This is a genomic window from Vagococcus sp. CY53-2 (assembly GCF_022604695.1).
Classification (GTDB): domain Bacteria; phylum Bacillota; class Bacilli; order Lactobacillales; family Vagococcaceae; genus Vagococcus.
Genome location: NZ_JALAHP010000004.1, coordinates 58,332 through 71,810, shown reverse-complemented (window position 1 = coordinate 71,810; position 13,479 = coordinate 58,332). Strand labels below are relative to the sequence as shown.

Annotated in this window: 16 protein-coding genes and 1 riboswitch; of the genes, 5 read left to right on the top strand and 11 right to left on the bottom strand. The window is 33.5% G+C overall.

Annotation, left to right across the window (positions count from 1 at the left end; all coding sequences use genetic code 11):
- Nucleotides 1-55 precede the first annotated feature (55 nt).
- The 4 genes from MN581_RS07645 to MN581_RS07630 all read right to left on the bottom strand — a co-directional run bounded on the left by MN581_RS07645 (nt 56) and on the right by MN581_RS07630 (nt 2,497).
- Nucleotides 56-547: a hypothetical protein gene (locus tag MN581_RS07645; protein WP_241699546.1), complete on the bottom strand. Its 492-nt coding sequence runs from the start codon at nt 545-547 to the stop codon at nt 56-58.
- 74 nt (nt 548-621) lie between these two features.
- On the bottom strand, nt 622-1,302 hold the full coding sequence (locus MN581_RS07640; protein WP_117973572.1) for a YjjG family noncanonical pyrimidine nucleotidase: 681 nt from the start codon (nt 1,300-1,302) through the stop codon (nt 622-624).
- Between the two features lie 88 nt (nt 1,303-1,390).
- Entirely contained in the window at nt 1,391-1,915 is a 525-nt protein-coding gene (locus MN581_RS07635; RefSeq protein ID WP_117973573.1) for a folate family ECF transporter S component, read from the bottom strand.
- A gap of 39 nt (nt 1,916-1,954) precedes the next feature.
- Nucleotides 1,955-2,059: riboswitch (THF riboswitch) on the bottom strand.
- Between the two features lie 60 nt (nt 2,060-2,119).
- Nucleotides 2,120-2,497 carry a methylglyoxal synthase gene (locus tag MN581_RS07630; protein WP_117973575.1) on the bottom strand — a complete coding sequence of 126 codons (378 nt, stop codon included), beginning with the start codon at nt 2,495-2,497 and terminating at the stop codon, nt 2,120-2,122.
- A 116-nt stretch (nt 2,498-2,613) separates the two neighbouring features.
- On the opposite strand from MN581_RS07630, the gene ugpC reads away from it, so the two are divergent.
- A complete protein-coding gene (gene ugpC, locus MN581_RS07625; RefSeq protein ID WP_117973577.1) occupies nt 2,614-3,720 on the top strand; it encodes a sn-glycerol-3-phosphate ABC transporter ATP-binding protein UgpC in 1,107 nt (368 codons plus the stop codon).
- 49 nt (nt 3,721-3,769) lie between these two features.
- On the opposite strand, the gene MN581_RS07620 is transcribed toward ugpC, so the two are convergent.
- The 7 genes from MN581_RS07620 to MN581_RS07590 form a co-directional block, all read right to left on the bottom strand.
- Nucleotides 3,770-4,336: a hypothetical protein gene (locus MN581_RS07620; RefSeq protein WP_241699545.1), complete on the bottom strand. Its 567-nt coding sequence runs from the start codon at nt 4,334-4,336 to the stop codon at nt 3,770-3,772.
- A gap of 83 nt (nt 4,337-4,419) precedes the next feature.
- Nucleotides 4,420-5,304 carry a 16S rRNA (adenine(1518)-N(6)/adenine(1519)-N(6))-dimethyltransferase RsmA gene (gene rsmA, locus MN581_RS07615; protein ID WP_241699544.1) on the bottom strand — a complete coding sequence of 295 codons (885 nt, stop codon included), beginning with the start codon at nt 5,302-5,304 and terminating at the stop codon, nt 4,420-4,422.
- The gene (gene rnmV, locus MN581_RS07610) at nt 5,297-5,872 is read right to left on the bottom strand and encodes a ribonuclease M5 (RefSeq protein ID WP_117973583.1); all 576 of its coding nucleotides are present in this window, start codon (nt 5,870-5,872) and stop codon (nt 5,297-5,299) included. The genes rsmA and rnmV overlap by 8 nt, the downstream gene beginning before the upstream one ends.
- Nucleotides 5,865-6,641 carry a TatD family hydrolase gene (locus MN581_RS07605; protein WP_241699543.1) on the bottom strand — a complete coding sequence of 259 codons (777 nt, stop codon included), beginning with the start codon at nt 6,639-6,641 and terminating at the stop codon, nt 5,865-5,867. Before MN581_RS07605 ends, rnmV begins: the two co-directional genes overlap by 8 nt.
- A 78-nt stretch (nt 6,642-6,719) precedes the next feature.
- Nucleotides 6,720-8,729: a methionine--tRNA ligase gene (metG, locus tag MN581_RS07600; protein WP_117973587.1), complete on the bottom strand. Its 2,010-nt coding sequence runs from the start codon at nt 8,727-8,729 to the stop codon at nt 6,720-6,722.
- Between the two features lie 129 nt (nt 8,730-8,858).
- Complete coding sequence (locus tag MN581_RS07595; RefSeq protein WP_199500925.1) at nt 8,859-9,476, bottom strand: DUF1054 family protein; 618 nt, start codon at nt 9,474-9,476, stop codon at nt 8,859-8,861.
- 285 nt (nt 9,477-9,761) lie between these two features.
- A complete protein-coding gene (locus MN581_RS07590; RefSeq protein WP_117973589.1) occupies nt 9,762-9,998 on the bottom strand; it encodes an MmgE/PrpD family protein in 237 nt (78 codons plus the stop codon).
- 600 nt (nt 9,999-10,598) lie between these two features.
- On the opposite strand from MN581_RS07590, the gene MN581_RS07585 reads away from it, so the two are divergent.
- Genes MN581_RS07585 through MN581_RS07570 form a run of 4 tightly spaced genes read left to right on the top strand, consistent with a single transcriptional unit; the run spans nt 10,599 to nt 13,421 of the window.
- Complete coding sequence (locus MN581_RS07585) at nt 10,599-11,195, top strand: TetR/AcrR family transcriptional regulator (protein ID WP_117973591.1); 597 nt, start codon at nt 10,599-10,601, stop codon at nt 11,193-11,195.
- An 11-nt stretch (nt 11,196-11,206) separates the two neighbouring features.
- A complete protein-coding gene (locus MN581_RS07580) occupies nt 11,207-11,611 on the top strand; it encodes a DUF2871 domain-containing protein (protein WP_117973593.1) in 405 nt (134 codons plus the stop codon).
- A gap of 56 nt (nt 11,612-11,667) precedes the next feature.
- Complete coding sequence (locus MN581_RS07575) at nt 11,668-12,735, top strand: ABC transporter permease (RefSeq protein ID WP_117973595.1); 1,068 nt, start codon at nt 11,668-11,670, stop codon at nt 12,733-12,735.
- A 5-nt stretch (nt 12,736-12,740) separates the two neighbouring features.
- Nucleotides 12,741-13,421 carry an ABC transporter ATP-binding protein gene (locus MN581_RS07570; RefSeq protein ID WP_117973596.1) on the top strand — a complete coding sequence of 227 codons (681 nt, stop codon included), beginning with the start codon at nt 12,741-12,743 and terminating at the stop codon, nt 13,419-13,421.
- Nucleotides 13,422-13,479 lie beyond the last annotated feature (58 nt).

The following is a 13,479-nucleotide window of genomic DNA, read 5'->3' as shown; positions in this document are numbered from 1 at the left end:
AACTCACTCTAGCTAATTGCTTACTACTTAACAATTAAACTAGAATGAGTTTTTTTTATTTTACTATATTAACTTTTGCTTCAATTTTTTTTACTGAATCAAGTGCCAACATTAAGCCTATTGTTTCTGGTTCGCTTGATTTTTCAAAAACAGTGATTTCATAAGCATCGCCTAATCCTGTCCAACGATTACGAACTTTTGATACTTTACGATAACCTGACATGATGTCAAAGTCCATTGACCACCAATCATCGTATACTTCTAAATCATCACTTGTTATTTGAAATGACATTTTTGAGATTGACTCGGATTGTTCTACAGTAAATGCAATACGCTCATCAACTACAACATCTAAACATGGAAGAGTTGATCCAATATGTTTTTCAACACGAACAACTTCTTCTTGTTTGTTATTATATACACTATAACAAGCTAATCCATTATCATCAAAACACTCGATTGTATAAACTTTATCTCCTTCTCTTGTGATGATTTCTCTTTTGTTTTCATTAGTATAATCTTCTTTTAACATAAATAGTTGACGCATAAACGCACACCTCTTTAATCTTTTATTATACCAATCAAACAATTCCCCATACCTAACCGTTACCCTTTTTTGAGTCAAACACATTCCAAAATTTCTGATAAGTTATCTACTTTTTTTGTGTAGGTTTTATCTGACGTCTCAGCTCCATTACTAAACCATATAGAATCAATTCCGACACGATTTGCCCCTTCAATATCTGATGATAAACTATCACCAATCATCACAACTTTTGATAAATCTGTTATTCTAGCATCATTAAAAATATAATCAAAAAAACGAACATCAGGTTTTTCAAATCCAACTTCCTCGGAAATATATAATCCATCAAATAAATCTGTCATATTTGCACTAGCTAGACGTTTGCGTTGTGTCTGACCAACACCATTTGTTCCAGCAAAAATGGTATACCCTTTCGATTTTAATTGGGTTAATAAACTCATTGCCCCATTCATGACATCATTTCTCTCTTCAAGAAAACCTCGATACTGTTTATCAACTAATACACCATCAACAACAATATTATTTGCTAAAAAGAATCGTTTAAAACGCTCCTTTAAAACAACTGCTTTACTGATTTTACCATCTTCTAACTGCTCCCACAAGTCATGATTGATTTCTTTGTATTGATTAAATGTGTTTTCATTAAAAACAACACCATAAGTAGCAAATACTTTTTGTAGTGCGTCATACTCTGAACGGCTAAAATCGAGCAACGTATTATCTATATCAAATATAATATATTGGTATTTTTTCATGTATACCCTCCTTTTTTCTATATATGATACTTTATAACATAAAAAAAAGCAGTGTGTCCATATACACTCTGCTTTTTGTATGATTTTTTTATGAAGCAAATTTAACTAATTGCTTTTGTATAACTTTGACATTAGCTAACCAATAAGTCCCGATAACATGAATCACTAATAAAATCAGTGAACTCACAACACGACTTGGAATATTGGCAACAATTCCTGGACCATACATTAAATATAGCCAAAATGTGTTCATCCCTAAATTTACCACAATTGTCACAATCACATTGACTGTGATAATTCGTTTTAGCGTCATCTCTTTTTTATAATAGAATAATCCATATAAAAAGGCTGATAAAAAAGCTGACAACGTAAAACCTGGAAAAAATCCTGCTGTTACTGGAAATAGAGTGATTCCAATAAAATCAGCTAAGGCATTTCCTATTCCTGCCACAAGTGGCGAGAACATCATACACATCAACACAACCGCAATAAACGTAAAACTAATACGAACAAACGGTGTTTGAATTGAAATAAATCGTGTTAACACGATTTGCAACCCCATTAATACTCCCATCAATGCAATTGACTTTGGCGTAAAATCATTTTTGCTCATCCTAGCATCTCCTTTTATTTAGAGTTGCTACATCCATTATGCAGCGAATGCAGAAATAAGGCCGCAAGTACACCACTTGTACTTTTCGTCCACTAAGCAACATCCCATCCTAGTAGCACTTGACGCTATATTTCCTACTCTGTTATTTGTTTTACATTCGTACTATATCATAATGGAAAAAAATTACAATAAAGACTATCCCAGTCAAATTTTCGCCAAATTCTCTAATTCTTTAAAAAGTAGCATGGCTGTACTTTTATTTGTTGCTAGAGGGATTTCATAGACATCACTTAGACGAATCAACGCAGTCACGTCTGGTTCATGTGGTTGGGCTGTTAACGGATCTCTTAGAAAAATGATCATATCCATCTCTCCTTCTGAAACACGTGCGCCTATCTGTTGGTCTCCCCCTAGAGGTCCTGATTTAAATCGATGAACATTTAATTTCGTTGCTTCTTGAATACGAAGTCCTGTTGTCCCTGTGGCAAATAATTCATGTATACTTAATACTTCCTCGAATTTTTTTGTTAATTCGACCATCTCTTTTTTCTTTTTATCGTGTGCTATCAGTGCTATTTTCATCTTTTTCTCTCCCTTTCGTCATATTGCCCAAAAATATAGGCATGTTTACATTGTAAGCGCATCACTAAATTCATTATACTGTATTTAATAAAACAAATGAAAGAAGGAAGTACACTATGGTAGAAATTGCTTTAAAACACATTTATAAAAAATATGATGGAAACCCTAATTATTCTGTTACAGATTTTAATTTACATATTGAAGACCGTGAATTTATCGTGTTTGTTGGCCCTTCTGGTTGTGGTAAATCAACAACATTACGTATGGTAGCTGGTCTTGAAGATATTTCAGAAGGTGAACTTTGGATTGGTGATAAATTAGTCAATGACGTTGCGCCAAAAGATCGTGATATCGCGATGGTTTTCCAAAACTATGCGTTATATCCTCATATGACCGTCTACGATAATATGGCATTTGGTTTAAAACTTCGTAAATATGACAAAGAAGAAATCAGAAAACGTGTCGAAAATGCTGGTGAAATTCTTGGTTTAACAGATTACTTACAACGAAAACCCGCAGCTTTATCTGGTGGACAACGACAACGTGTGGCATTAGGTCGTGCGATTGTGCGTGATGCTAAAGTATTTTTAATGGATGAACCTTTATCAAACTTAGACGCAAAACTTCGTGTGGCAATGCGTGCAGAAATCGCGAAACTTCATCGTCGTTTGGAAACAACCACTATTTACGTTACCCATGACCAAACTGAAGCGATGACTATGGCTGATCGCATTGTTATCATGAAAGATGGTTTTATCCAACAAATTGGAACACCAAAAGAAGTATATGACACACCAAACAATGTATTTGTCGCTGGATTCATCGGCTCTCCTGCTATGAACATATTTAACGTTGAATTAACAGAAGATGGTCATATCACTGATGGTCATGATTTAAACGTTCAGTTGCCTGAAGGAAAATTCAAAATTTTACGTGAACAAGGATACGTTAACAAACCATTAATTTTTGGTATTCGCCCTGAAGATATCCATAGTGAAATTCTTGCAAAAGAAGCTTCTCCAAATAGTATTGTTAAATCTGAAGTAGTTGTATCAGAATTACTTGGAGCTGAAACAATGCTTTATACAAAAACGGGTGAAACAGAGTTCATATCAAAAGTGGATGCCCGATCAACGTATCGTCCAGGAGAAGTGATTGAATTAGCTTTCAACTTAAACAAGGCTCACTTCTTTGATCCTCAAACAGAACAAGTTATTAGATAAGAAATAACAAAGGCCAAATTTTCATTTGAGAGAAAATTTGGTCTTTTATTTATTTATTTTTTGCTGCTAAATAAACTGGAAATGAAAATCTTGTCCCTATTTTTTGAGCAATCATATACGCAATAGAAAAATCAATCAAACTATGGACAAAACCACCCAATCCTACTAACACAATGACTGACTGGAAGAATCCCATTGTATAACTTGCCTCACCTAATCCATCTGTCATAAAAAATACTGTCACAATCAGTGTTTCAAATAAAGCATGTGCTAGTCCTAAAACAATATTAAATACCATCATTTTTTTAGGTGAATGTATGATAGTAGGTCTTTTTTGTAAATACAATGCACCAAAAAAAGCAAAAATCACATGAGATAAGGCTCTCATCCCAATAATAAAAGGTGTCGTCATAAAGAAACCAAACGCTGTCCCTAATGCCACAAGCACTGCAACTAATGGAGAAACGAACATTGCTAGCATGACTGGTACATGGCTGGCTAAAGTATAAGACGCAGGTCCTATCACGATTTTTACTGGCATAACCATTGGAATAACAATCCCCAACGCAATTAAAAAAGCTGCATAAGTCATATTTAATACCGAATTATTTTTCATTTTTTATTTTCACTCCGTTTATCATTTGTTTATATGATAAACAATGTACAAATTATTGTCAATGAACAATCACTACCGTAATTTTATTTTTTATTCGTGATTAACACGTTTGATAATTTTCCAAATTCTGCAATGCTTAATGTCTCACCACGACGTTTTGGGTCTATGTCACTCTCTTCCAATGATTTTTCTAACCACTGTTTTGTTTGGTCATCTTTTCCAAAATGACTCGTTAAATTGTTCCATAATGTTTTACGACGTTGTGTGAACGAAGCACGTGTTAATTCAAAAAAGAATGTTTCATCTATCACGTCAACAATCGGTGTCTCTCTTTTTTCTAACTTAATAATCGCTGAATCCACATTAGGTTGTGGAACAAAAGCTGTTTTTGGCACAATAAATGCGAGTTTTGCTTCCATATAAAATTGGACAGCAATTGATAACGAGCCATAAGCCTTCGTTGACGGTTTTGCTGTCATGCGATCCGCCACTTCTTTTTGCATCATCACAACCATTGTCGTGATATCTAGTGGTGACATCAATAAATGCATCATGATGGGTGTCGTAATATAATAAGGCAAATTGGCAACGACTTTGATTGGTTGCTCTTCATCAAATACTTTTTTTGCTTCGGCCACGACATCAGCTTTTAAAATATCTTCATTAACGACTGTAATATTATCATAAGGTGACAACGTATCTTCTAATACCGGAATTAAACGTTGGTCGATTTCAAATGCTAGCACTTTTCCAGCATGTCGTGCTAAATGTTCCGTTAAAGCACCGATACCTGGACCGATTTCAATCACACCATCTTCTTTTGACAAGTCTCCTGCTTCGGCAATTTTTCTTAAGATATTAGGTTCTGTTAAAAAATTTTGTCCTAAACTCTTTTTAAATGAGAACCCATGTTTTTTTAGTATTTCTTTCGTTCGACTAGGTGTTGCTATGTCTTTGTATTCATTCATTCGTTTCACCTTCTATTATCTCTTTCATTGCCTCTAAGAATTTTTCTTTTGTTATTTGAAACATACTTAATCGTTTTTTTAATTGTTTTCCATTTGTATAGCCGATATTAAGTAACTCACCTAGTTTTTCTCGTCTAACTCTCGAGCCATTTCCGGCTATTAATCCAAATTGAATTAAATCTTCCACCGTGATGTCAGATTCAAAATGATTGGTTGTGGGTGTTGAAACATCTTTTAGCGCTTGAATAATTGCTTCATTACTGGCATGTTCTACGCCCAAACTACCATGTTTCTTTTTAGGAACTCCCTTTGAGCGAGGGATAAAAGCATGTTTAGCATCAGGCACGACAGCCATAATCTGCTTACGGATTTTTTCACCAGGAAAATCTGGATCAGTAAACACAATCACACCACGCACACGTTGAGCGTGTTTAATTTTATCCAACGTTTCGTTATTTAACGCCGAACCATTCGTTTCTATCGTGTCAACGTCTAACACTTGCTGCAATCGTTTTGTATCGTCTTTTCCTTCTACAACCACTATTTCTGATATTTTTTCTTTAGTCATTTTCTTCTAACCTAAACAATCTATGTGCATTTTTTGTTGTTTCTTTTGCCACTGTTTGATAAGGTAAATTTCTTAATTCAGAAATTTTATCAACGACATAATGTGTATACCCAGGTTCATTACGTTTTCCACGATATGGCACAGGCGCTAAATACGGTGCATCAGTTTCCACTAATAATTTATCCATTGGGACAATTTTTGCTGCTTCTTGAACTTCTAGTGTTTTCTTAAATGTGACAACACCACTAAACGAAATATGCATCCCTAAATCTAAAAAACGTTTCGCCCACTCGCTATCGCCACCAAAACTATGCATAATGCCTCCAATATCTTGAATGCCTTCTGATTTTAAAATCTTATAAGTATCTTCCATCGCATCTCTTGTATGGATGCTAATTGGTAGATTCATCTCTTTAGCAATCGCAATTTGACGACGAAAGACTTTTTCTTGTACGTCAGGATCGTCATTCATCCAATAGTAATCTAATCCAATTTCTCCCAATGTCACAACACGAGGATTCGTTAATTTTTCTTGTAAATCTTTTTCAATCTCTTTTGTGTACCTTCCTGCTTCAGTCGGATGCCACCCAATAATACTATGAATAAAAGGGTACTGTTCACTTAACTCTAACGAGCGTTCAATCGTTGGTGTATCAAATCCTACTACTGCCATTTCAGTTACACCTAGTTGTGCTGCTCGCTCAATGACTTCTTTATAATCGTCATTAAATTGTTCTGCATTTAAATGTGTGTGTGTATCAAAAATCATAGTTTTCACTCCTATCACGATGATTTTAACATAAAAAGAGATTGAAAAAGACCACTTTTTCAATCTCTTTTACATTTTCTATCCAACGATACTGCCGTTTTCTGCTCCTTTTGGTGCTTCAACAACATATAATTTTCCATCTGAATTTTCAGCTGATAAAATCATTCCTTGACTGATATGTCCACGAATTTTTCTTGGTTTCAAGTTAGCCACAATCACCACTTTTTTACCAATTAAATCCATTGGTTCAGGATAAAATTCTGCAATTCCTGATAAAATTTGGCGATTGCCTTTGTCACCAGCATCTAATCTAAATTGCAATAATTTATCTGCCCCTTTAACTTTTTGACAGTCTAAAATTTCAGCCACTTTTAATTCAACTTCATCAAACGTTTCAAATTTTACTTCTTTATCTTTAACAGAAACAAGCTTCACATCTTCTGGTTTCCATTCTTCTTCTTCTGTCTGTTGATTCATACTTTGAGCCATCTGTTCTTTAATATAAGCTACTTCTTCTTCAACATCTAGACGTGGGAAAATAGGCGTTCCTTTGCTGACAACTCTGGTACCAGAAGGGAACTCTCCAAAACGAATATCAATCATAGAGACTGTTTCATCATCCAATCCTAATTGGCTAAAGATTTCTTTTGGTGCTTGCGTCATAATTGGTTGTAGTAAAATAGCAGAAATGCGTAAACTTTCGGCTAAATGAACCATGACACTATTTAATTCTGTTTGTTTTTCTTCATCTTTCGCTAAGTTCCATGGCTCAGTCTCATCAATGTATTTATTCGCACGAGAAATGAGACGCCATACTTCACTTAACGCAATGTTAAACTCTAATTTTTCCATTGCTTTATTATATTTACCAATCACATCTGCAGCAGTTGTTGATAATTCACTATCAAAATCTGTTACCTGAGAGGCGTAGTTTGGTACGACACCATCACAATATTTATTAATCATCGCAATCGTACGATTTAATAAATTACCTAAGTCATTGGCTAAGTCATAATTCACACGAGAAACAAAATCTTCTGGTGTAAACACACCATCTGAACCAAACGGAATTGCACGCATTAAATAGTAACGTAGTGCATCTAATCCGTAACGTCTTACTAACATTTCAGGGTAAACCACATTCCCCTTTGATTTAGACATTTTACCATCTTGCATCACTAACCAACCATGAGCAAAAATTTGTTTTGGTAACGGCAAATCAAGTGCCATTAACATAATTGGCCAATAAATGGTATGGAAACGGACGATTTCTTTACCAACCATATGAACATCAGCTGGCCAGTATTTTTGGAAGTTACTATCATCGTCTGTACCATAACCTAAAGCGGTAATATAGTTTGATAGCGCATCAATCCATACATATACCACATGTTTTGGATCACTTTCAACAGGAATTCCCCATTTGAAAGATGTACGGCTAACAGCTAAGTCTTCTAAACCTGGGTTAATAAAATTATTAATCATTTCATTTTTACGAGAAACTGGTTCAATAAAATCTGGGTGTTCTTCGTAATATTCTAATAAACGGTCTGCATATTTGCTCATTTTAAAGAAATAGCTTTGTTCTTTAACAAGTTCTACTTCATGACCACTCGGAGCTAATCCACCAATAACTTTTCCATCTTCATTTCTAAAGACTTCAGCTAATTGATTTTCAGTGAAATACTCTTCATCTGATACCGAATACCAACCTTCGTATTCACCTAAGTAAATATCTCCTTGGTCAACTAAACGTTGAAAAATCTTTTGAACAGATTGTTTATGAGAAGGATCAGTTGTACGGATAAATTTTGTGTAGTCAATGTCTAATAATTTCCATAATTTCTTAACGTCCATTGCCATATTATCTACGTATTCTTGTGGTTCAATTCCTAATTCTTCTGCTTTTTGTTCAATTTTTTGACCATGCTCATCAAGCCCTGTTAAATAAAAGACATCAAACCCTTTCATTCGTTTATAACGAGCCATTGCATCACACGCTATAGTTGTATACGAGCTTCCTATATGTAATTTCCCACTTGGGTAATAAATCGGAGTGGTGATATAAAAAGTTTTTTTATCTTCCACTGTTCGTCCTCCTTTAAGTCACTCTTCATAAAATTCAGCGACATATAATCACCGTTCATTATAGCATAATTCAATAAAAAAAATCATCATAAGCTAAAATTTCAATCTGTCTAGTTCTCTTACTGCATATTAATTAAACAATTGGAAACAAGCTTGATAAATTGGTATAAGTGATAGATAGGTTTGCAATATGTCGTCAAATAAGACATCAGTCGATTCGGTATTAAATCGATTCTTTTGTATCACTCGACCAATTTGAAATTCTCCTTTTTTAACATCTCTCCATCTAGTTAAATCTTTAATGACTCGTTCTTTTTCTAATGCATGATAGTTATTTTTTGTATGGTCTGTGTTTACAACAAAATCATTTGGCAATGACTCAAACCACTCGAGGTGATCCAAGCATGTTTGTGCCATTAAAACTTCATTTTGTGGGTTATCAATAAATGATAACCATATGACTACATATTCCGGTGTAATCCCCAACTGAAAATGAGGAAATTTTTTATAACCTCTTTTATTTCCACCCATTGCACTCCACGTAAAATTTGGTGCATTTGTTGTGCGTCGTCTGTGTTGTGCTATATGAATAGGCAATTTTTCACCCAACAAAGGTTCTAACTCTTCCACTAATTTTTCATCAATCGACTGAAAAACCGGTTGAATTTTTTCACGAATTCCAATCATTCGACTATCTAATCCTTCTATATTAAAAACTTCAAAACATGCTTCATTAAACATTAACATATACTAACTCCTAACAAATATTATCCACTAAAAAAGCGGTCTAAATAGATTACTTTAAATCTATCAGACCACTGTTATTCTGTCTATTTATTTGTGGTTGGATACTTAATGCCAGTTAAGATATCAACCAAATCTTTTATCGATCTGATTTCAATATCTTTTACGACTTTTGTTAATTTTTCAGCCAATACTGGATTAATATATCCTTTTGTTAAACAATCAAATTTATCGACTGATTCTTCCCAAGTAAATGGTCAACAAGGCATACCTGGGTAATTGCTTACTTCATAAGTTGTAACAGTACCATTCATTTGTGTAATTGGTAATACGTGCACAAAAATCTTTTGGATAACGTTTTGTGAAATCAGCATCTGGTTTCACAAGGGCTTTTTGAAGAAGTGCTTGAACATCAGGTTTTATAATACGTGATTCTTCAAACTGAGGTTGCATCACTTGTCTACCTAACACAGCAACAGCTAACAAGTATGGTAGGGAATAATCAGCTTGTTCTTTTGTTGTGATGGCTGCATCCGTATTACCATGTTATACACCGCCCAGAAAAATCATAGGTAATTTTTGGTACATCTGTTTCAATTGACTTGATACTTTCAGACTTAATAGGCGTTTTGGCTAATAATTCTAATATACATTCTATAGCTAGTTATGTATGAATCATTGCAACAAATTTTTTAATGGTTGATTGTGGTACACCTTTATAATTTTCATGTTCCCAATCAAGATCAATTGGTTGTCCTAGTAAATGTTCAATACCCTGAGTCTCTTCTACAATAAACTTGTTTTTTTCCAGCGAAAGAACCCAACGCCAATACAAAGATAATGGGTGTCACTATTGTGATAGATTGCAGAATATGCGACATTCATAAACCTCCCTTCTCTATTTATTCATAAAATAACCTGTGGATAAGAATGATTATCGGTTATTTTGATATTTTTATATCAAATTTTTTAAAAATTTTCAGTCATATCACCAAGGCATTAGAATTCTTACCATAAATTATATTTTATACTGTAAATCCCCAAGCAAGATAAGTGACAATATGTTACTTTTTGTGTTATCATTTTTTTTAGTTAATCAATTAATCTTTGAAGGGGGGTTATGATATGCCAAAAGATACATTCCTTAATCTATCTGCACCAAAAAAAGAAAAAATGGACATGATTTTATTAGATACTTTTTATAACCAATCTATTAGTCAAGTAAAAGTTTCACATATTGTTGAGCAGATGGAAATGTCAAGAGGTGCATTCTATAAATACTTTGTTGATTTAGAAGATGCCTACGCCTATATCGTGAAAAAACAATCCCTACTTATTCATCAAGATATTTTAGATTATATTGCTCAATATAAAAATGATTTTTTCCATGGAATCGAACAATATTTGGTTTTTTGTTCTCACTTAGAAACAGACAGTGCTTACTGGAAAGGACTATTGTTACTAACACGAGCGGATTATCAACGTACGATGAAACGATTAGATTTAGATGACTCTTCTTACATGTTAAAGGAATGGATTAGCCTATTATGTAACAACGACTTTCAAATCCATGAAACTCAAGAAGCTATTAGTTTTCTTTACTTTACTATGGAAGTAGTCATGAACTCGTTAACAGACTTTATTATTAATAATTGGTCTCCAGAAGAGTTGATTGTGGATTATCACTATAAAATTAAATGGATTATAAAAGGAATTAAATAGGAGGATTTAAGATGCAAAAGTTAGCTAGAGCTAGTTTAAGTTATATGATTATCGGATTGATTAGTGGCGTTTACTTCCGAGAAATGACAAAATTTAATGATTTTGATGGTTGGACGCAATTAAGTGTTGTTCATACTCATACCTTAATTTTAGGAATGTTTTTCTTTTTAATTGTCTTATTATTAGAAAAGAATTTTAATCTTACTAAACATAAAAACTTCAAAAAGTTTTATATTACCTATAATATTGGATTAGGTGTTACACTATTAATGTTATTAACTCATGGTACAATGACTGTCTTAGGAATCGAAAGTTCTGCTGCTATTAGTGGTATTGCTGGTTTGGGTCATGTTATTTTAACAATAGGCTTGGGATTTTTCTTTCAAGTGCTGTTGCAATCAATCAAAAAAGACTAGTTGTCTTTTTAATTATCTAGTGACAACTTGTTACTAAGTGAAATGGAGGAATATTTATGTTCTTAGCTTTAAAAGAAATGCGTTACTCAAAGTTACGTTATAGTTTAATTGTTGGTATTATGTTTTTAATCGGACTCGTTGTCTTTTTACTCTCAGGCCTTGCTGATGGGTTATCTCAAGAATTTAGACAAACAGTCGATGACTGGAACGCAAAAGAAATTGTGTTATCGGATGATGCAAATAACATCCTAGCAGCTTCTCAACTAAAATTAGAGGATGTCAAAGATATCTCTTCAAATGAAAAAGCCCCATTATCTCTTTACAGTGGAGCAATTGGCAAAAAAGATAATAAAGTAAATATTAGCTTATTCGGTACAAATGACGATGCTTTCTTCTTACCAAGTGTAACAAGTGGCAAGTCGTTTAAAAAAGATAATGAAGTAATTATTTCTCAAAATCTGGCGGATAAAGGATTTAAAATTAATGATACTATCACAGTAGGTAGCAATGATTTAAAAGTTAAAGTTGTCGGTATTGTTCCATCAACTTCTTATATTGCAACACCTGTTATGTATTCTAACATCAAAACTGCAACTGAAATTAAGTTTGGTGAAGACATGGTTAAAACAACTGATAACTATCCTATTAATGCTGTCTTAAGTAATGACTCGAATACAACCTTATCAAACGATTCACTCACTAAGCTATCTACACAAAAATTTATCGATAACTTGCCAGGATATACAGAACAAAGTTTGACACTCGATTCAATGATTTATGTTCTATTCGTTATTGCTTCGGCTGTTATTGGAATCTTCATGTATGTCATCACACTTCAAAAAACAGCTATTTTTGGTGTTATGAAAGTACAAGGAATTAATTCTTGGTTTATTTCAAAATCAATTTTAGCCCAATCATTCTTAGTTGGGGTATTCGGCGTCATTCTTTCTGGGGTTGCAACTTATTTTCTAAGTTTAGTATTACCTGAGGCTATGCCATTTGCCATTAACATTACCCAATGGTGCATTTATGGTATTATCTTAGTCATTGTCTCAACAATTGGTGGATTATTCTCAATTGTTACTGTTAATAAAGTTGATCCTATTAATGCCATTGGAGGTTAAATAAAATGAAAACTATTTTAAATATGTCACATATTACAAAAAAATTTGGTAAAGGTCACAATGAAGTGACAGCCTTAAATGATTTAAATTTTCAAGTGAACGAAGGAGAGTTTATCAGTGTTATCGGACCGTCTGGTTCTGGTAAGAGTACCTTTTTAACCATTGCTGGTGGATTACAAAGTACAACAAGTGGAAATATCAGTATAAATAATATTGATTTTACTTCTCTTCCAGAAAAAAAACGTGCAAAAATACGTTTTGATGAGATTGGGTTTATTTTACAAACATCAAATCTCATTCCTTTTCTTACAATTGAAGATCAATTTACTTTAGTCGCTAAAGTAAAAAAAGAGAAAGTCAACAAAGATAAGCTGGATAATTTACTAAAATCTTTGGATATAGACCATTTAAGAAACAGTTATCCAAGCGATCTATCTGGTGGGGAGCGTCAACGTGTAGCAATCGCTCGTTCATTATATAACGATCCTAGCTTAATTTTAGCCGATGAACCAACGGCTAGTTTAGATACAGAACATGCGTATAATGTTGTGAAATTACTGGTAAAAGAGGCTCATAACAAGAAAAAAGCAACAGTAATGGTAACTCACGATACTCGTATGATAAAATGGAGTGATCGTGTTTTCCAAATGGAAGATGGTACTCTTAAAGAAATTCATGATTTTTAATTTACACACCTTAGCCTTATAATAGGTTAAGGTGTTTCTTTTTTATGTAATTGAAATA